The following is a 19224-nucleotide window of genomic DNA, read 5'->3' on the forward strand; positions in this document are numbered from 1 at the left end:
CTAATCTGATATCTGCTCTCGGGGCCCTGTTGCCGTTTCTTCGAACCGCTGCGAATGGCCACTCACCACCCACTCCGGACGTCGATGCTCCACCCGACCGGCGGCTCTAGCCCAGACGCACGCATCGTCGCCGAGGGACGCTGCACCGGCCTGTCAGACTGGCAGAGGATTTGATCGAGGATCAGACCGCCCACCGGCTTATAGTCCGGCGCCCCCCCTTCGACCGGAAGCGACGCCTGCTCCTGTCCGTGTTCAGCGCCAACGAGACAATTTCAGCTTAACGGAAATCCGGGCCACAGAAGAATCCATTTCGCTGTTTCAACAGCTCGGTCGAGGACATCCGCCTCGCCGCGATGATATCTATCAGATGTCCGCTGGCACTTAGGCGGGTCAAGGACCTCCCGTTCGAGCGCGGGAACGATATCTGGCATAAGACAATGCGGTTCCGGCGGAACCGTTTCCGTCCTATAGCTGCAGCAGAACCTCCCTTGCGCTTTGGCAGAGTGGCGGTAATTCGCTGCCTTACAGCCCCGACGATATGCGCCAATCAGGGCAAGTGAGGCTGGCTTGACAATGCCCTCCAACTCACGCGGCTCTCGCATGACGGTGCCACATCCGGCCAAGTGTGCATCCGTTCACACCTGAGAACGCTTCTGAAGCACCGCAGCGATAGCAAGCCTGCTCATCTATAGAACGTGTCGACAAGAAACATCGGGATAGCAGGAACATAGGTGCAGATCAGCAGAACGACGAGCAGCACCCCAATGAAGGGCAAGTTCACCTTCGAAACGTCCCAGATATTCGCCTTGGCGATCGAACAAGCCGTAATCAGCACGCTCGCAACCGGCGGCGTCTGCTGACCGATTGCAAGATTGAGGGTGACGATGAGGCCGAAGTGAACCGGATCGATGCCGGCCTGGGCGATGAGCGGCACAATGATCGGCACCACCAGGATGATCGCGGCGGCCGAATGCAGGAAGAATCCGATGATCAAGAAGAACACGTTCAGGATCAGCAGGATCAGGTACTTGTTGCTGGTCAGCCCCAATATGCCGCTGGCAATCTCCTGGGGGATCTGGGCGCGTGTCAGGTAGCCGCCCATAAGCACCGATGCCGCGACAAGCAGCATGACCACGGCTGTCTGAATGCCGCCCTCGAGCATCGCCTCCTTGAGCTGCCGCCAGTCGACTTCCCGATACCAGATCCCGACCACGACCGCCGCGACGACCGCGAGGCCGGCACCTTCGGTCGCCGTGACAATGCCGCCGAAGATTCCGCCGAGAATGATGACCGGCAGCGCGAAGGCGGGAAGCGCCTCGACGAAGGTCTTGCCGAGCAGCGGCAACTGGAATGCTGCTTCGACGGGGAAGTTGTAGCGACGCGCGAAGTAGTAGGCGACGCCCATCAGGCCGGCGGCGCCGAGCAGCCCCGGCACGATTCCCGCCACAAACATCTGCTCGACGCTGGTGCCGGCCGATACCGCATAGAGGATCATCGGGATCGACGGCGGGATGATGATGGCAAGGGATGCCGACGACGAAGTGACAGCGGCGGCAAACGGACTGCCATAGCCCCGCTTCTTCATCTCCGGGATCAGGATTGATCCGATCGCGGCGACGTCGGCAACCGCCGAGCCGGAAATCTCCGCGAAGAACAGCGACACCCCGATCGTCACCATGGAGAGACCGCCGCGCACGAAGCCGATCAGCGCGGAGACGAACGCGATCAGCCGGCGGGTAATGCCGGTGGCGTTCATGATCGCGCCGGCCAGAACGAACATCGGGATGGCGATCAGGGAGAACTTGTTGGCGCCGTCGTACATGTCGAGCGCGACGGTGACGAAGCTCGACGGCCCCTCGGACAGGACCAGGCCGAGCACGGCGGCCAGCGCCAGCGCTACCGCGATCGGGATGTTCAGACACACCATGACGACGAGCGCCAGGAAGATGACGAAAAGGGTCATGGCCGGTTACCCTCCCCGCCGTTCTGCGAAGCCCCGTTTGGTGTCGCCCCATCTGGGGTCGCCCCGTGGGCCATGGCCGCATGCTCAGTCGAGCGACCGGCCATCACGTCGCGCCAGTAGTCGGGAAGGCTCAGGAGTTCGGCGATGATGAACAGCACCGCGCCGATGGGAATAACCGACTGGGTAACTCGCACCGGCATCCACGTCAGGCTGATCAGCGACATCCCTCCGAGCACCTGGAGCACCTTCCAGCCGGCCCAGGCGAGCAGGCAGAAAAAGAATATGACCAGTATCTCGGCGATGACGACGGCGACCTTGCGTGCACCGACCGGCAACAGCCGCAAGACGTCGTCAAAGCCGATATGGCTTCGCTTCAGTGCCGCCAGCGCCGCTCCATAGTAGGTGATCCAGGCGAGAAGGATCGACGCGATCTCGTCGTACCAGGAGAGCGACGCACCCATTTTTCGATAGATAACGGCGACGACGACAACAACGGTGAGCCCAACCATCAAGCTGATGACCACCCAGGACAGTATTTCGCCCAGATTCCGTCCGATTGCGCGCACGCTTCGCTCCCCCCGGGGCACCACCTGGCGCCCGTATTGCCTTACTCAGTCCACATGACGTGGGAAGGGGCCGCGGCCGTCAGGTCGCAGCCCTTGACGTCACGAGCCCTTGGCGAGCGACTGGATCTTGTCGATCAGGTCCTGGCCGCCTTCGACGCTCGTGGCGAACTCTTCGTAGATCGGCTTTGAAGCATCGATGAAGGCCTGCTTGTCGGCCTCGTTCACCGCCGTGCCCATCTCCTGGATCTTTCCGACGAGATCCTTGTCGAGCTGGGCCGCCGTCTCGTAGACGAAGGCCTGAGTTCCGACGGCGCATTCGTCGACCACCGCCTTAACCTCGTCCGACCAGCCATCGTACTGCTGCTGGGACGTGGTGATGTAGCCCGGCGTGTAGACGTGCCCGGTCATCGACAGATACTTCTGCACCTCCGGGAACTTCGCCGACCAGATCTGCGCCAGCGGGTTCTCCTGTCCGTCGATGACGCCGGTCTGCAGCGCCGTGAACACTTCGGAGAAGGCCATTGGCGTCGGATTGGCGCCATATGCCTGGAACATCTTCAACCGCCATTCGCCCTTCGGCGTGCGTAGCTTGATGCCGTCCAGGTCCTCGGGCTTGTTGATCGGGCGGGTATTGTTGGTGATGTTGCGGAAGCCGTTCTCCCAGAACCCGAGGATGCGGTAGCCCTCCGCGCCTGCGGCATCCTTGAAGGTATCGCCCATCTCGTCCGTCACCCGCTTCATGTGGGCCCGGTCCTGGATGATGTAGGGCATCTCGAAGACGCCGAAGGTATCGGAGACCGAGCTCATCACCGAGGACGGCAGGGCGAACTGCACCTGGCCGAGCTTCAGTTTCTGGAGCAGTTCAGAGTCCTTGCCCAGCTGCGAGGAGCCGAACACCTGCACCTGCGCGACCCCGCCGGGGGCCTCGTTCACGCACCGGGCGAATTCGTTGGCGGACATCTCGAACAGAGATCCCGGCGCGCCGACATGGCCGAATTTCAGGACGGTCTGCGCCTCGGCAGGGATGCCGGACAGAGCCACCACCGCGATTCCGGTCAGAAGTGCTGTAGCCTTCATTGTGTTAGTCCTCCCTGATTGATTTTTCGTGCGCGTCATTCCGCGGCGCGTGGCTTCTAATCGTCCCCGCTTCGCCTCGAAATACAGTTCATCGCTTCCTGGACCCCGCCAGGCCGGTAAGGCACGCCGGCGACCTCGAGCCCCATTTCCACGCCTGCCAGCGTGCCGAGGAGCATGAGGTCGTTGAAGTCGCCGAGATGACCGATGCGGAACACCCGGCCGGCCAGTTTCGACAGGCCGTTGCCGAGCGACATGTTGAAGTTGTCGAGCACCGTCTTGCGGAACTGGTCGGCGTCATGACCGCCCGGCATCATCACCGCGGTCAGCGACCCGGAGTAATGAGCGGGCTCCGCGCAGAGCACGTCCAGCCCCCAGGCCTGCACGGCCCGGCGGGTGGCCTCACCGTGCCGGGCATGCCGGGCGAAGACGTGATCGAGGCCTTCCTCATGCAGCATGCGGATCGCCTCGTCGAGGCCGTACAGCAGGTTGGTGGCCGGCGTGAACGGGAAGAAGCCATTGCCGTTCATCGCGATCATCTCATTCCAGTCCCAGTAGGACCGCGACATGTCCGCACCACGGGACGCACTCAGCGCCTTGTCGGAGACGGCGTTGAAGGACAGCCCCGGCGGCAGCATCAGCCCCTTTTGCGACCCGCCGATCGTGACATCGACGCCCCACTCGTCGTGGCGGTAGTCGATGGAGGCAAGCGAGGAAATGGTGTCGACCATCAGCAACGCCGGATGGCCCGCCGCATCGATCGCCTTGCGCACGTCGCCGATCGGAGACACCGCGCCGGTCGAGGTCTCGTTGTGGACGACGCAGACCGCCTTGATCCGCCCTTCGCGGTCCTCGCGCAGCCGCGCTTCGATGGAGTCGGGATCGGCGCCGTGCCGCCAGTCGCCCTCGATGAATTCAGGCTTCAGGCCGAGCTTCGTCGCCAGCGACTTCCACAGGGTTGCGAAGTGGCCGGTCTCGTACATCAACACTGTGTCGCCCGGCGACAGCGTGTTGACGAGCGCGGCCTCCCAGGCGCCGGTACCCGAAGCCGGATAGATCACCACGGGATTGTCGGTCTTGAAGATCGTGCGGATGCCGGCCAGCACGCGTTCGGCCATGGCCTGAAACTCGGGGCCACGGTGGTCGATGGTCGGCATGTCCATCGCCCTAAGCACCCGGTCGGGCACATTCGTCGGCCCCGGAATCTGCAGGAAATGACGCCCCGGCATGGTGTTCATCGACCAGCCTCCCAACCGCCGCCGCGGACGGACGTTGCCGTCCCGGCGCATCGGTCCCTGCGGTGGGGACCGCTTTTCATTAAGCTGATATTGAATTATGAATTCATTATTACTGTCAAGGGAACGATCGCTTCCAATTCGCGGTCAAGGCAAAACAAAATCCCGGCCGGGACTCGGCTGCTCACAATGCCTGTTGAAAGCCGTTCGGGCGGCGGGCCCGGCGGTGTGGGAGGAAAACCGATGGCTGAACTGATGCGGCCCGGGCTGACGCGGCGCCTGGCGCGGGGCATCCAGGGCGATGTGCTCACCGACGCGTTTTCACGCGGCCGCTATGCGACAGATGCCTCCATTTATCAGATCATGCCATCCGCGGTCGTCGTGCCGCGCGGTATCGACGACATCGTCGCTGCGATGGACGCGGCGCGCGAGGAAGGCGTTCCGATCACCATGCGCGGCGGCGGCACATCGCAATGCGGCCAGACCGTCAATTCCGGCATCGTCGTCGACACATCCAGGCACCTGAACCAGATCCGCGAACTCGATGTCACGGGCCGGCGCGCCTTGGTCGATCCGGGCATCGTACTCGACGATCTCAACCGGTTGTTGAAGCCGCACGGGCTTTGGTTTCCAGTCGACGTATCGACCGCTTCACGCGCCACCATCGGCGGGATGGCGGGAAACAACTCCTGCGGCGCCCGGTCGCTGCGGTACGGCACCATGCGCGACAATGTCGTCGCCATAGACGCCGTGCTCGCCGACGGAACCAGGGCGCGCTTCGGCGAGATCGAGCAACGCGGCGCCAACGAACCACCGCGTGATCTGGTTGCCGATCTCCTCTCGCTCGGTCGACGCGAGGCCGACGAAATCGCCGCCGTCTTCCCGAAGGTGCAGCGGCGCGTCGGCGGCTACAACATCGATGCGCTGACCCCGGACGCAGCACCGCAAAACCTCGCCCATCTGCTGGTCGGATCTGAGGGAACGCTGGCGGTCTCGACGGCGATCGAGATCAAGTTGTCGCCGCTGCCCCCGGCGCAAAAGGCACTCGGGGTCTGCCACTTCCCGACCTTCCGGCAGGCGATGGAGGCGTCGCAGCATCTGGTCCGCCTCGATCCGACCTCGGTCGAGCTGGTCGACTCGACGATGATCGGGCTGGCTCGCGATATTGCCATGTTCCGGCCGACGCTCGAGGCGTTCGTGCGTGGCGATCCGGCGGCGCTGCTCCTCGTCGAATTCGCCGACAGTCCTGATGAGAACGAGCAGAGCATGCGGGCGCTTCAGGACACGATGGCCGATCTGGGCTACGGCTTCGGCCGTGGCGGCCGGCAGGAGGGCGGCGTCGTCGAGGTCACCGATCCGAAGCTGCAAGGCGCGATCGCCGCCCTGCGGGCCGCCGGCCTCAACATCATGATGTCGATGCGCGAGGAAGGTAAGCCGGTCTCCTTCGTCGAGGATTGCGCGGTGCCGCTGGAGCATCTAGCCGATTACACCGACCGGCTGACCGCGATCTTCGAGCAGCACGGCACGCGCGGCACATGGTACGCGCACGCATCCGTCGGCTGCCTGCACGTTCGCCCGGTGCTCAACGTGAAGCTGGAAAAGGATGCCGCGGCGATGCGCGAAATCGCCGAGCAGGCCTTCAGCCTGGTGCGCGAGTACAAGGGCTCCCATTCCGGCGAACACGGCGACGGTATCTCGCGATCCGAGTTCCACACCGTGATGTTCGGCGAACGGCTGGTCGACGCCTTCGGGGTCGTCAAGACGCGCTTCGATCCGGGTGATCTCCTCAACCCCGGCAAGATCGTCAATGCTCCGCGCATGAACGACCGCACCCTGTTCCGCTATCCCCCCGGATACGCGGTTGAGGACTTCAGCCCCGCGCTGGACTGGTCGGCCTGGCCAGGCGCCGCGGGCGGATTCCAGGGTGCAGTCGAGATCTGCAATAACAACGGCGCCTGCCGGTCTCACGCGGGCAATGTCATGTGCCCGAGCTACCGCGTCACCCGCAACGAACGCGATGTCACGCGCGGCCGCGCCAACACCCTGCGGCTCGCGCTCAGCGGCCAGCTCGGCCCGGGCGCCCTCACCTCTAACGCCATGATGGAGACGCTCAAGCTCTGTGTCTCATGCAAGGCGTGCCGCCGCGAATGCCCGACCGGTGTCGACATGGCGCGGATGAAGATCGAGGTACTCCACCAGCGGCGCAAGACGCACGGTCTGTCGCTGCAGGACCGGCTGATCGCCAACCTGCCGCGATACGCGCCGATGGCCGCGCGGGTCAGCGGTCTTTTGGGCCTGCGCGATACGGTGCCGGGCGCCGCCGCGCTTTCCGAGCGCCTAACCGGGTTCTCGCGCCATCGCTCGCTACCGAGATTTCGCCCAGACCATTTCCGGGATGCGGAAGGCGACCGCAGCGGAGGGGCGAACGATGCGCCGCATGTCGTCCTGTTCGCCGATACGTTCGGCCGCTGGTTCGATCCCGAAACGCTGCGGGCGGGCGTGGCGGTGCTGTCCGCCGGCGGCTGTCGGGTCGAGACCGCGCGGCCGGCAGGTGGCGGACGTCCGCTGTGCTGCGGGCGCACCTATCTCGCCGCCGGGATGGTCGACGAGGCGCGCAACGAGGCGCGCCGCACCATCGACGCGCTGTTACCGCATGTCGAGGCGGGCCGCCCTATCGTCGGGCTCGAACCATCCTGCCTGCTGACCATGCGCGACGAATTTCCCGCGTTGCTGTCGGGCAGCGAATCCGCGGCGCTCGCCGAGGCCGCCGTCCTGTTCGAGGAGTTCGTGGCGACATCGGCGAAGGCCGGCGACATCTCCCTGCCGCTTGCGCCCCGTCCCGGCAAGGCACTTTTGCATGGACACTGCCACCAGAAGTCGTTCGGTGCGATGGGCGCGGTCGAGAGTACCCTGCGGCTGGTGCCGGAGCTTGAGGTCGAGACGGTCGAATCGAGCTGCTGCGGCATGGCCGGCGCATTCGGCTACAACGCAGAGACGATTGACGTTTCGCTTGCCATGGGGGAACTCTCGCTGCTTCCCGCCGTCCGCGATGCGGATCCCGATACGCTGATCGTGGCGGACGGAACGTCCTGCCGGCACCAGATCGCCGATGGCGCGGACCGACGCGCCCGCCACGTCGCCGAGATCCTGGCCGGGGCCCTGATGGAGACCGCCTAGTGTTTGCCAACGACCAGACCGAACCCCTGATCCGTCCCGCGCTCGCCGTCGAGCTCGTCGACCGGATACGCGCGCTGATCATGGAGGGCGAACTCCGCCCCGGCGACAAGGTGCCCGAAAAGGCACTGACGGTTCGGTTCGGCGTCTCGCGCACGCCGGTTCGCGAGGCCCTCAAGGTCCTTGCGTCGGAGGGCTACGTCCGGCTGATCCCCAACCGCGGCGCAGTCGTCGCTGAAGTGACGCTTGCCGAGATCGAGGAGGTTTTCCCCGTGATCGCAGCGCTCGAGGGCGCCGCAGGCGAACTCGCCGCACGGCATGCGACCGACAAGGAGATCGCTGCGATCCGCCGGCTGAACGACAAGATGCATGCGGCCTTCGAATCCGGCGACCGACCGGCCTATTTCGACCTCAACCAGGAAATCCATAGTGCGATTCTAGCCGCCGCCCGCAACCCGACACTCAGGCAGCAGCACCAGATGGTCGCCCACCGGGTGCGCCGCGCCCGCTACCAGGCCAACCTGACGCCCGAACGATGGACGGAAGCCGTGCTGGAGCACGACAGCATCGTCGAGGCATTGGAGGCACGCAGCGCCGAACGCCTCGGCCGTCTGATGAAAACCCATCTTGAACACAAACTGAACGCGCTTCGCCGGGCAATAACGGCAGACGAGACCTTCTCTGGTGGCAATTGCCGAAGCTAAAGCCCCGCCCAAGCGAGTGACCGGTAGATGAAATCGTCTTTTCAGGATTTGCTTCTTCAACTGCTTTATAGAAATTGTATGCACCTAATACCTGATCGGGAGTTCCGCCTAACCAACTCGTAATAATAGATGTGAAAATAAGTTCGTCTGTGGCGTCAGTACCCCTATAGGGGATTACAATTTCGTTGCCTTTTTCGTAAGCTCTGGCAGAGAAATTCTGATCTACCACACCGAATTGTTCCATACCTCTGTTTATATTCCACCCATATAATTCAGTTGGAACAACGCCGTCATCTCTGTAAGCATCTAATGCCAGTGTCGCGTATTCTTCAGTGCTTGCCATCGTTTCATACCCACTTTCTTAGCGGCCTGGCTCCGGAGGCTTCTCAGCGGCAAATATATTCTTTGCCGTACAGATTTACCCCAATATTTCTTATTGTATTTGTTTCATTCTCAAAAAATGTTGTATTAGGCAGTTTATAACGCTTGTTATTAACAATTTTCTCAAACTGATGCGGATATTCTTTTCCATTTAATAGTGATCTTCTTTGATATTCATAATATCCTTCATTTTTTAGACTTGGCTTTTCAAATATGAATGCGTTTTTTTCTTCATCTAATGACACTCTTTGAATTGGCCGCCTGTTCATATTGAGGGTTTCCAATCCTGATCGAATGGGCTCAACAGCCCCGGTGTGGCCAAGGTGATCAAATCCTTTGATTTCTGACCACACCTCCTCACCGACGGCATATGAGTAAAACCCGACCCAAGCCGCTGGCCCGCGATAGCAAGATTCTTCGGATGGGGCCTTGCGCCCTTCCAGCCAAGGCACTTCGCGTTCGGGATTCTCAGGTACGGCTGATGGCGCGCCCTTCAATCTCCTGTATCGAATGCTATGGACTTGAACATCTGCCCCTTCACGGGTGACGTGCCCTTCCCAATACGCACGGATGAGCGAAGGGTCTTTCGCGTCATCCAGCCATAGGATCTTGGGCGGGATTGCACCGCGGAAAACCAAATACCTTTGGAGATCGACGTTCCGGACATCGTATGGGCTAGCGAAATCTTCCTTTTGAATAATTCCGTATAGATCCGATTTCGAACAAAGAGCCGGTCCGATAATGATCAGGCCGGCGCCGGAGGGAAGCCGCTTCGTCATAAGGCCACCGGTTTTTACGGTTGGATTGCCTCCGCCGACGAGCCCCCCAAACCGCGCCTTGGGGCGTGTTTCGTATCTTGCGACGCTCTTCAGCTCGTAGCGTTGCCCTTCCGCCGTCACGTCTGCGACTACTTCCGTGTAGTAGACGGAGGGCCACAGATAACCGACGAATTCCGCAAAGAGTCCGGTTGCGTAGAGGAAAGCTACAAGAACAATAGCGATCAAACCGGCAAAAGAACGCAGAACGATCCGTACAATCCGGCTCCAGACCGCACCGCCTTTTGCAGGCTCGCCACCGCCCCAGGAGTTTCGACTGCCGGTGGTCACGGCATTGCCCTCACATGCTCAAGCGGATCTCCGCTAAAACGAGCAATGAAGCAGCTCGGTGACACGCTCTGGCCGCTTACAGACCTTTCAATGAGACGATTACTCCGACCCACCGTGCCTCCTCCGATGAGAGCCGCTATGCCATACGCCGTTGGGGAAGCTTGCACCACGCGCATTACGTGTGCAACCAATAATTGCTAACGATGTGTATAGTTGCAGCGCAGTGACGGAAACAGCCGATACGCCCCGGTTTTTATCGGCCTAGGCCGCTTCTCCGCCCTCGCCGCCGACCTTGCGCAGGACGTCCTTGTCCACCAGCCCGGCGACGATCGGGTGCACCAGCACCTTTTGCCCTTTGAACCGGGCGCGCGAAACCTCGGAAAGGATTCGCGTGGCGATCGGCTTCGTCGGCGCGATCACGTCGAGGAGCCATACGATTTCGCCGCTCGTCCAGTCGCCCGGCTTGAGCCGGACCGGAAACACGCCGGCCTTGATCTGCTCGCGGATAGAGACGTCGACGGCCTCGGAGACCCTGGCGGTCAGGACGGCGCCGGCAAGCTGTTTGGCCCCGGATTCCCTGGCGTTCGCTGTTGCCACGGCGAGCTGGTCGCGCATCAGGGGGGCGAGCACCATCCAGTCGAGATCCTGGAGCGCCATGTGCCGGTAACGCGGCATGGTCATCAGCAGGGCAACGACCTCGCCGAGGCGGGCGGTGAAGGCCGCTACCGCTTCACTGCGTTTTTCCGCAACTGCGGCGGCGTCCCCCGGAGCGCTGTCCGCGTCGGTTTCGGTGACGGGATCGGCTTCGAGGCCGGCATCGAGCGGCGGTGGCTTGTCGGCACCGTTCGAAGCGTTTGCGGACTCAGTCGTCCTGTTCGTCGACTCAGACATTCAGCCTCCCGCACCCGCCGGTTCGAGGTTGATCCGCCGTGTTATCACGATCTGTCTAAACCAAAGATTGCATCCGCTTTTCTGCCTGTAAACACGCTTTAGTTGTATTGCGGCCCGGTCAACCAGAGCCGCTGAATTCTGATCGCAGGACGCTTCCCGCCGGCTCGCAGCCGGTGCCTGCCCGGAAGCCTCCGATGCTCCCCGACCGACGATGTAGATTTAGATCAGACCGGCTGGCTGGGGCGCCAGGATTCGAACCTGGGATCGCGAGACCAAAACCCGCTGCCTTACCACTTGGCCACGCCCCAATACCGGGAAGTTTGAGAACCATCGGGACACATGTGACCCTCACATGCGACGCTTCGACGGCGCGAAGCACCTATATCGCCCCTTGCACCGCGCCCGCAAGCCACCGCAACCGGTGAATCACGCCTTTCAACCTTGTCCCCGCCGCAATGATTGCCTAGGTGGCAGCACTGGATGCCGAAATCACGCCCTAACCGGAGCCTTCATGAGCGACGACCTTCCCTTTGAACGCCATTTCGAGCCGCCGATCGGCGTGCCCGAGGCGGTCGCGCCGGGGGTGAGACGAATCGTGGCGCCGAATTCGTCGCCTTTCACCTTCCGCGGCACCAATACCTACATCGTCGGCACGGGCAACGTCGCGATCATCGACCCGGGACCGGACGATGCGGCCCACCGCGCCGCCATCGAACAGGCGATCGAAGGCGAGACGGTCGCCGCGGTCGTCGTCACCCATACCCATCGCGACCACTCGCCGCTTGCCCCGATCATGGCCACCGCGCACGGCGCGGGGACCTACGCCTTCGGCCGGCATCGGCCGGCACGGGCGCCGCATCCGGGAGAGGACCAGCGGCTCGACGCGTCGAACGACACCGACTTCACGCCCGACGTCGTGCTGCCGGACGGCGGCCGGGTGGTGACGGACGACTGGTCCTTGGTCGCGGTGCACACGCCCGGCCATACAGCCAATCACATCTGCCTGGAGCTGGAAGGTACCGGCACGCTGTTCTCGGGCGACCATGTCATGGCCTGGTCGACCTCGGTGGTCGCCCCTCCCGACGGCAACATGGCCGACTTCATGACCTCGCTCGACACGCTGGCGAACCGCCAGGACCGGCTCTACCTGCCCGGCCACGGCGGCGCGCTCAGGGAACCGCAGCGGTTCGTCCGGCTGCTGGGGCTGCACCGGCGCCAGCGGGAGACCGCCATTCTCAAGCGGCTGCGCGACGGCGTCGACACGATCCCGGAGATTGTGGAGCAGCTCTACAAGGGACTGGACCCGCGCCTGTTTACTGCCGCCGGCCTATCGGTGCTCGCCCATATCGAGGATCTGATCGACCGCGACCTCGTGGCCTGCGACGGCGACCCGACCCTGTCCGCCTCCTTCCGGGCGCGATGACCGGTTTCAGGACGCCGGCTCTGGTTCGACGGGTATCTCCATCCGGGCGGTCAGCCCGGTGAGGAAATCGTAGATGCGTGCCGCGTTCGCGCCGAAATCGTGGCGGCCGAACCGCGAAACCGACCGCATGTCGACGCGCGTCTCCTGCGGCCCGAGACGGGTCACCACGATCACCACGTCATCGCGGAAACCGAATATGAGCGTCGGCGCCACCGCCTCGATGCGGCCGGCCTCCTGAAGCCCGGGCGGGATGTCGTAGAGGATATCCCAGCCCCGGTCTTCCGCGAGGGTCCGGGCGGCCATATAGACCTCGTTGGCCGAGTAGCCGAGGAACAGCGGCACGATCTCGGGATAGGCCTGCCGCTGGCGAACGGCGACCTCCTTGCCCGGATACTCGGTCGACAAGGCATCGGGAGGACGCACCCGCGCCGCCTGCCTGAGCTCGGGTGGGTCGAACCAGTCGGTGGTCACGTCGTTGATGGCCGGCAGGTAGACCAGGTGCGCCGTCAGCCACGCCGGCCAGGCAAGCACCAGCACCGCGCAGAAAACCCCGACAATCGCCTGCCGCGTGCCGTGAAATCCGCGTGTCCAGATGACGGTGAAGGCCCCGATCCCGAGTATCAGCGCGCACAGCGCCAGCGCCAGGGCGACGCCGAGCAGCACCATGCCGGCCTGCGTATCGAGGTCGGCGAAACGGTGCAGCAGCGTCGTCAGGACGGCGACGGGGACGGCGAAGATGCCCAGCCGGCGGCTCCAGCGCGCCTGCCGCGACCAGCGCTCGGGATATCGTGCCGGCAATCGTCCCGCCTATTCCGCCGCGTCGGCCGTGGGCAGGCGATAGTCCTTGAACTGATCGCGCAGCGTGATCTTCTGGATCTTCCCGGTCGCCGTGTGCGGGATCTCGTCGACGAAAGTCACGTCGTCGGGCATCCACCACTTGGCGACCTTGTCCTGCATGAAGGCGAGGATGTCCTCCTTGCTGGGATTGGTGCCCGGCTTACGCACGATGATCAGGAGCGGCCGCTCGTCCCACTTGGGGTGCTGGATGCCGATCACCGCGGCCTCGGCGACATCTGGATGGCCAACCGCCAGGTTTTCGAGGTCGATCGAGGAGATCCACTCCCCTCCGGACTTGATGACGTCCTTCGACCGGTCGGTGATGTTCATGTAGCCGTGCCGATCGATCGTGGCGACGTCGCCGGTGTCGAAAAAGCCGTCCTTGTCGAGGATCTCACCGCCCTCGCCCTTGAAGTACGACCGCGAGACGGCGGGACCGCGGACCTTGAGCCGGCCGAAGGTCTTGCCGTCCCAGGGTAGGTCGTTTTCGTTGTCGTCCGTGATCTTCATTTCGACGGTGAACGGCGCGTATCCCTGCGTCACCTGGATATCAAGTTTGGCGTCGCCTTCCAGATGCCTGTATTCCGGTTTCATGGCGCAGGTCGAGCCGATCGGGCTCATTTCCGTCATGCCCCACGCGTGCATCACCTCAACACCGTAATTGTTCTGGAACTTCTCGATCATCGAGCGCGGGCAGGCCGATCCACCGATCGCCACGCGGTTGAGGTGGGGGAGCTGCTTGCCGGATTCCTCCAGATACTGCAGCAGCATCAGCCACACCGTCGGCACCGCGGCGGTGAACGTCACCTTCTCGGTGTCGAGCAGCTCGTAGATCGCCTGCCCGTCCATCTTCGCGCCGGGCATGACCATGGTGGCGCCGGCCATGGGGACGGAGAAGGCCAGCGACCAGCTGTTGGCGTGGAACAGCGGGACGACCGGCATCACGACATCGCCGGTGCCCAGCGAGAGCACGTTGGGCACCGTCACGGCCATCGCATGCAGCACGTTGGAGCGGTGGGAATAGAGCACGCCCTTCGGATGCCCGGTGGTGCCGGAGGTGTAGCACATGCCGCAGGCGGTGTTCTCGTCGACCGCACGCCAGGCGAAATCGCCGTCTTCGGCCCCGATCCACTCCTCGTAGGCCACCGCCCCCCGGAGGCTCGTCTCGGGCATGTGCGCCTGGTCGGTGAGGATGACGAACCGCTCGACCGTCTTCAGATGATCCTGCAGTTTCTCGAGCAGCGGCACGAAGGTCAGATCGGTCATCATGATCCGGTCTTCGGCGTGGTTCATGATGTAGGCGATCTGCTCGGGGAACAGGCGCGGATTGACCGTGTGATACACCGCCCCCAGCCCGGTGATGCCATACCAGGCCTCCAGATGCCGCCATGTGTTCCAGGCGAGCGTGCCGACCCTGTCGCCGAGCTTGATCCCGTCGCGCTCGAGCGCCTGGGCGACCTTCTTGGCGCGAATCCGGAGATCGGCGTAGGCGATCCGGTGGATCGGCCCCTCGATCGACCGCGAGACGACCTCGCGCCCGCCATGCTGCTCGGCGGCGTAATCGATGATCTTGTGGCACAGGAGAGGCCAATCCTGCATCAAACCAAGCATCGAAATCCTCCCTTACTCGTTTGTTCCCGCTTGTTGATGCTGTTGTAACCTCACGCACGCGCCGCGCCAATGGCCGCGAGCGCCCCAGGTCGCGATTGACCGGTCGAAATGGTATCGTGAACCCACATTTCCATGACAGACGTTTGATTCGTAAGGACGCATGATGAGCGAAAATCCCGTCGACGACGTAACCGGCGCCCTGACCGGGCGCGACCCGGCCAAGAGCGCCGTCCTGGTCTACATCCTGTATCTGGTCGGTATCGTCATCCCCATCGTGCCGATCGTCGCGGTCGTGCTCGCCTACATGAATCGCAAAGACATGACCGGCTGGCTGGAAAGCCACAGCATCTACCAGATCCGGACCTTCTGGATCGGCCTTCTCTACGGCGTGATCGCCATGGTCCTCATGCTGCTGCTGATCGGATGGCTGGTCTATATCGCGATCATAATCTGGCTGGTGGTGCGCTGCGTCAAAGGCCTGCAGGCGCTGCAGCGGCGCGAGCCGATCGCCGACCCGCAGACCTGGATGGTCTGACGGCCAGGAAAACCAGATCAAACACGATTGCCGGGGCCCTCCCCCGGCAATTCGCTTTCCGGCCTACCTTGCCGAAAAATCGCCGTTTTCTGGCTTCTAAACTCGCGGCATGCAAACGAACCACACGCCAGGGGCCCGGGGGGCGGTGGATCGGATATCGGACAGTATTCGGCAGGCGCTATCCGCCGCCGACAGCTCGTCCGACATTCAGGACATCATCGAGAGCGCCCGCGCGGCGCTGCTGGACGCGGAGGCCGTCAGCCTCTTCGGCCTCGAGACCCCGCATCCCGATTTCGGATCAGTACACTGGATCGTCGGACAGACGGATCAGTCCGGCAGTGATTTCCTGGTTCTGGCGATCCCGGAGCGCGCGCCCGGATACGACACGCCCGGAGACGACGGCTGGCCGTTCTTCTCCGCCGGCGCCGCCGACCTCGACGAGGTCTTCCGGCTCCTGCCCCGCGGCTTCGTCGAGGCGCCCCCGACGATGGACGACCGGCAAGCGGAACTGGTTCCGGCCTGAAGCGGCGGACGTCCGTCCCGCCCTCGGCGCCGGGCTCTCGTCCCGGCGCTTTTCCGCAAAAGAACCCGAGCTACGCCGCAGGCCGCGGATCGATCGGCACGATCGGCGTCGGCCAGAGGATCGATTCGAGCTGCCTGGCGGCGGCCAGAAGACGGTGCTCGCCGCGCGGCGGCGCGATCATCTGCAGGCCGACCGGCAGGTCCTCGCGGGTGAAGCCGGCGGGGATCGAGATCGCGGGGCTCATCCACAACGTCGCCGGATAGGCGACCGCCAGCCACTCGATGTAGTTCGAGAACCGGTGGCCGTTGCATTCGGCCACATAGGTCTGCTCGATCGGATAGGGCGCGACGATGGTGGCCGGCGACAGCAACAGATCATAGTCGCCGAAGAAGGCCTGCGCCCGGTTGAACAGGGTCAGGCGCTGATCCTGCGCATGCGCGATCTCGCTGGCGGTGAGCTTCAGGCCGGCCTCGATATTCCAGATCACGTCCGGCTTCAGCTTGTCGCGATGCGAGGCATAGAGCGCCTTCATCGCCGCGACATATCCGGCGGCGCGTAGCGTGGCGAAACACGCATTCGCCTCGGAGAGATCCGGGCACGCCTCCTCGACGATCACGCCGGCTTCGGAAAACCGCCTGGCGGCCGCCTCGCAGATCTCGGCCACCTCGGGATCGACCGGGGTAATCCCGAAATCCTTCGTCCAGGCGACCTTCCTGGGCGTCCAGCCGGAGCGCGCCGACTCGAGGAACGAGCGCCCGTCCCACGGCAGCGAGATCGGATCGCGGGGATCCTCGCCGACCATCGCGTCAAACAACAGCGCCAGATCCTCGACGTTGCGCGCCATCGGCCCCTCGACGCCCATGGTCTGGTCCAGCGGCAGGCCCGGCGTCGCGGCGCAACGGCCGGGCGAAGGGCGCATGCCGACGATGCCGCAGAAACTCGCCGGATTGCGCAGCGAGCCGCCAAGATCGGAACCGTGCGCCAGCCAGGCGGTGCCGGTGGCGAGCGCCACCGCCGCCCCGCCGGAGGATCCGGCGGCGGAGCGCGACGTGTTCCAGGGATTGAGCGTGCGGCCGAAGACCTCGTTGAAGGTGTTGGCACCGGCGCCGAATTCGGGCGTGTTCGACTTGGCGTAGATGATGCCGCCCTGCGCCTCCAGGGTCTCCACCAGCACGTCCGACGCCGCGGGCACGGTATCGGCGAAGATCGGCGAGCCGCGCGTCGAACGCACGCCTTCGACGTCGGCCAGATCCTTGATCGGCACCGGGATGCCGCCCAGCAGGCCGCGCTCGGCGACCGGCTTATTCATCAGCGCACGCGCACGATCCCGGGCACGATCGAAACAGAGCGTCGGCAAGGCATTGACCGCCGGCTCCACCTCGGCAATCCGCGCCTCGATCGTATCGAGAAGATCCAGCGGGCTCACCTCGCCCGTCTGCAGCAGATCGCGGACCTGAACGGCGGTCTTGGAAATCAGGGAGGCGTCGGCGGTCATATTCGGTTCCGTTTGTCTAAGGCGTTTCCGTTTTGTCTGGCATCACAGTCCCGCCAGCTCGTCTTGCCCAACCCGTTACCATTACAAGACGGGCATCGCCAGCGAGCGGGCAGACCACGCGCAACACCGTAGCGCGAACCAGCCCCGCGCGGCCGCTTTACATTCGCCCCCGGATCGGCTTGTGATGCCGGTGCTGTACCTTTCCGTCTTCCGGCCATTCGGAGTCAGATCAAATGCCGCCGCTTTCCAACCTCGCCGTCCGCGATATCGAGACGGTGCTTCACCCCTATACCAACCTGGACACGCACCGGACGATCGGACCGATCGTTTTCGAACGCGGCGAGGGCGTTTTTCTCTACGATTCCAACGGCAAGGAGTACATCGAGGGCCTCGCCGGCCTGTGGTGCACGTCGCTGGGCTACGGCAACGAGGAACTGGTCGAGGCCGCCGCCGAACAGATGCGCAGGCTCCCGTTCAGCCACATGTTCGCGGGCAAGAGCCATGATCCCGGCATCGCGCTGGCGGAGAAGCTGAAGGAGATCGCGCCCTGCGAGATTTCCAAGGTGTTCTTCGTCTCCTCGGGCTCCGAGGCCAACGACACCCAGGTCAAGCTCGCCTGGTACTTCAACAACGCGCTGGGCCGGCCCAACAAGAAGAAGATCATCTCGCGCCTGCGCGGCTATCACGGCGTCACCGTGGCTTCGGCGAGCCTGACCGGCCTGCCCTACAACCACATCGATTTCGACTTGCCGATCTCCAACATCCTGCACACCGACTGTCCGCACCCCTATCGCGGCATGGAAGCGGGCGAGACGGAAGAGGACTTCGCCACGCGCATGGCCGACAGCCTCGATGCGCTGATCCAGAAGGAAGGCCCGGATACGGTCGCCGCCTTCATCGCCGAGCCGGTGATGGGCGCCGGCGGCGTCATCATCCCGCCGAAGACCTACTACGAGAAGGTCAAGGCGGTGCTCGACAAGTACGACGTGCTGTTCATCGACGACGAGGTGATCTGCGGCTTCGGCCGGCTCGGCACCATGTTCGGCGCCCAGACCATGGGCATGCAGCCCGATACCGTCTCGGTCGCCAAGGCGCTGTCGTCGGCCTATCAGCCGATCGGCGCGGTGATGGTGCCCGAGCGCATGTATCAGGCGATGATCGACGAGAGCAAGAAGCTCGGCACCTTCGGCCACGGCTACACCTATTCGGGCCATCCGGTGGCCGCCGCCGTCGCGGTCAAGACGCTGGAGATCTACGAGCGCGAGGACATCGTCGGCAAGGTCAACGCCATTTCGCCGACCTTCCAGTCGCGGCTGAAGGCGCTGGGGGAGCATCCCCTCGTCGGCGAGGCGCGCGGCCTGGGCATGATCGGCGCGCTCGAGCTGGTCGCCGACAAGGACACCAGGCGCGCCTTCGATCCGAAGGCCGGCGTTGGCGCCAAGGTCACCGCGTTCGCCGAGGCGGAAGGCCTGATCGTGCGCGCGCTCGGCGGCGACATCATCGCGCTCTGCCCGCCGCTGGTCATCTCCGAGGACGAGATCGGCGAGCTGTTCGACCGGCTCGGCCGCGCCCTCGACAAGGCCGAAGCCTTCGTGAGCGCCCAGAACCTGCGCGCCGCCTGAGTTCTGTCGCTTGAGCTCTGGGGCCTGAGTTCTCGGGTCTTAGTTCTCGGGTCTTAGTTCCGGGGCCGGCCGGCGCAATTCGCC

Annotated in this window: 15 protein-coding genes and 1 tRNA gene; 6 read left to right on the forward strand and 10 right to left on the reverse strand. The window is 63.8% G+C overall.

What is annotated here, in order from left to right:
- Positions 1-682: 682 nt before the first annotated feature.
- The 4 genes from MUB46_RS19190 to MUB46_RS19205 form a co-directional block, all read right to left on the reverse strand.
- On the reverse strand, positions 683-1963 hold the full coding sequence (locus tag MUB46_RS19190; protein WP_261617572.1) for a TRAP transporter large permease: 1281 nt from the start codon (positions 1961-1963) through the stop codon (positions 683-685).
- Positions 1960-2529: a TRAP transporter small permease gene (locus MUB46_RS19195; RefSeq protein ID WP_261617573.1), complete on the reverse strand. Its 570-nt coding sequence runs from the start codon at positions 2527-2529 to the stop codon at positions 1960-1962. The genes MUB46_RS19190 and MUB46_RS19195 overlap by 4 nt, the downstream gene beginning before the upstream one ends.
- A gap of 99 nt (positions 2530-2628) precedes the next feature.
- Complete coding sequence (locus MUB46_RS19200) at positions 2629-3606, reverse strand: TRAP transporter substrate-binding protein (protein WP_261617574.1); 978 nt, start codon at positions 3604-3606, stop codon at positions 2629-2631.
- A 56-nt stretch (positions 3607-3662) separates the two neighbouring features.
- Positions 3663-4841, reverse strand: coding sequence for a pyridoxal-phosphate-dependent aminotransferase family protein (locus MUB46_RS19205; RefSeq protein ID WP_261617575.1), 1179 nt, complete (start codon positions 4839-4841; stop codon positions 3663-3665).
- Positions 4842-5081: 240 nt separating this feature from the next.
- Between MUB46_RS19205 and MUB46_RS19210 the strand changes: the two genes are divergently transcribed.
- Complete coding sequence (locus MUB46_RS19210) at positions 5082-8015, forward strand: FAD-binding and (Fe-S)-binding domain-containing protein (RefSeq protein ID WP_261617576.1); 2934 nt, start codon at positions 5082-5084, stop codon at positions 8013-8015.
- Positions 8015-8716, forward strand: coding sequence for a GntR family transcriptional regulator (locus MUB46_RS19215; RefSeq protein WP_261617577.1), 702 nt, complete (start codon positions 8015-8017; stop codon positions 8714-8716). The genes MUB46_RS19210 and MUB46_RS19215 overlap by 1 nt, the downstream gene beginning before the upstream one ends.
- Positions 8717-9102: 386 nt before the next feature.
- On the opposite strand, the gene MUB46_RS19220 is transcribed toward MUB46_RS19215, so the two are convergent.
- From MUB46_RS19220 to MUB46_RS19230, 3 genes are all read right to left on the reverse strand, one after another.
- Entirely contained in the window at positions 9103-10203 is a 1101-nt protein-coding gene (locus tag MUB46_RS19220; protein ID WP_261617578.1) for a hypothetical protein, read from the reverse strand.
- Between the two features lie 261 nt (positions 10204-10464).
- Positions 10465-11094 (reverse strand): toxin-activating lysine-acyltransferase, encoded by a 630-nt coding sequence (locus tag MUB46_RS19225; RefSeq protein WP_261617579.1) that lies wholly within the window; start codon positions 11092-11094, stop codon positions 10465-10467.
- Between the two features lie 234 nt (positions 11095-11328).
- Positions 11329-11402: transfer RNA gene (locus MUB46_RS19230), tRNA-Gln, on the reverse strand.
- Between the two features lie 203 nt (positions 11403-11605).
- Between MUB46_RS19230 and MUB46_RS19235 the strand changes: the two genes are divergently transcribed.
- Entirely contained in the window at positions 11606-12517 is a 912-nt protein-coding gene (locus tag MUB46_RS19235) for an MBL fold metallo-hydrolase (protein ID WP_261617580.1), read from the forward strand.
- Between the two features lie 6 nt (positions 12518-12523).
- On the opposite strand, the gene MUB46_RS19240 is transcribed toward MUB46_RS19235, so the two are convergent.
- Together MUB46_RS19240 and MUB46_RS19245 are read right to left on the reverse strand one after the other, a co-directional pair.
- The gene (locus tag MUB46_RS19240; RefSeq protein ID WP_261617581.1) at positions 12524-13315 is read right to left on the reverse strand and encodes a DUF1499 domain-containing protein; all 792 of its coding nucleotides are present in this window, start codon (positions 13313-13315) and stop codon (positions 12524-12526) included.
- 9 nt (positions 13316-13324) lie between these two features.
- Positions 13325-14965 carry a fatty-acid--CoA ligase gene (locus MUB46_RS19245; protein WP_261617582.1) on the reverse strand — a complete coding sequence of 547 codons (1641 nt, stop codon included), beginning with the start codon at positions 14963-14965 and terminating at the stop codon, positions 13325-13327.
- Positions 14966-15128: 163 nt separating this feature from the next.
- Between MUB46_RS19245 and MUB46_RS19250 the strand changes: the two genes are divergently transcribed.
- Both MUB46_RS19250 and MUB46_RS19255 read left to right on the forward strand, forming a co-directional pair.
- Complete coding sequence (locus MUB46_RS19250; RefSeq protein WP_261617583.1) at positions 15129-15500, forward strand: DUF4870 family protein; 372 nt, start codon at positions 15129-15131, stop codon at positions 15498-15500.
- 145 nt (positions 15501-15645) lie between these two features.
- Positions 15646-16023 (forward strand): hypothetical protein, encoded by a 378-nt coding sequence (locus tag MUB46_RS19255; protein WP_261617584.1) that lies wholly within the window; start codon positions 15646-15648, stop codon positions 16021-16023.
- A gap of 70 nt (positions 16024-16093) precedes the next feature.
- On the opposite strand, the gene MUB46_RS19260 is transcribed toward MUB46_RS19255, so the two are convergent.
- Complete coding sequence (locus tag MUB46_RS19260; RefSeq protein WP_261617585.1) at positions 16094-17518, reverse strand: amidase; 1425 nt, start codon at positions 17516-17518, stop codon at positions 16094-16096.
- Between the two features lie 233 nt (positions 17519-17751).
- Here MUB46_RS19260 and MUB46_RS19265 point away from each other — a divergent pair, with 233 nt between their 5' ends.
- A complete protein-coding gene (locus MUB46_RS19265; RefSeq protein WP_261617586.1) occupies positions 17752-19140 on the forward strand; it encodes an aspartate aminotransferase family protein in 1389 nt (462 codons plus the stop codon).
- The last annotated feature ends 84 nt before the right edge of the window (positions 19141-19224 follow it).

This window comes from Microbaculum marinisediminis (assembly GCF_025397915.1).
Taxonomy (GTDB): Bacteria; Pseudomonadota; Alphaproteobacteria; order Rhizobiales; family Tepidamorphaceae; genus Microbaculum; species Microbaculum marinisediminis.

Coding starts and splice junctions, on each gene's coding strand:
- MUB46_RS19190 (WP_261617572.1), bottom strand. CDS start 1,963: ATGACCCTTTTCGTCATCTTCCTGGCGCTCGTCGTCATGGTGTGTCTG.
- MUB46_RS19200 (WP_261617574.1), bottom strand. CDS start 3,606: ATGAAGGCTACAGCACTTCTGACCGGAATCGCGGTGGTGGCTCTGTCC.
- MUB46_RS19205 (WP_261617575.1), bottom strand. CDS start 4,841: ATGAACACCATGCCGGGGCGTCATTTCCTGCAGATTCCGGGGCCGACG.
- MUB46_RS19210 (WP_261617576.1), top strand. CDS start 5,082: ATGGCTGAACTGATGCGGCCCGGGCTGACGCGGCGCCTGGCGCGGGGC.
- MUB46_RS19225 (WP_261617579.1), bottom strand. CDS start 11,094: ATGTCTGAGTCGACGAACAGGACGACTGAGTCCGCAAACGCTTCGAAC.
- MUB46_RS19235 (WP_261617580.1), top strand. CDS start 11,606: ATGAGCGACGACCTTCCCTTTGAACGCCATTTCGAGCCGCCGATCGGC.
- MUB46_RS19245 (WP_261617582.1), bottom strand. CDS start 14,965: ATGCTTGGTTTGATGCAGGATTGGCCTCTCCTGTGCCACAAGATCATC.
- MUB46_RS19250 (WP_261617583.1), top strand. CDS start 15,129: ATGAGCGAAAATCCCGTCGACGACGTAACCGGCGCCCTGACCGGGCGC.
- MUB46_RS19260 (WP_261617585.1), bottom strand. CDS start 17,518: ATGACCGCCGACGCCTCCCTGATTTCCAAGACCGCCGTTCAGGTCCGC.
- MUB46_RS19265 (WP_261617586.1), top strand. CDS start 17,752: ATGCCGCCGCTTTCCAACCTCGCCGTCCGCGATATCGAGACGGTGCTT.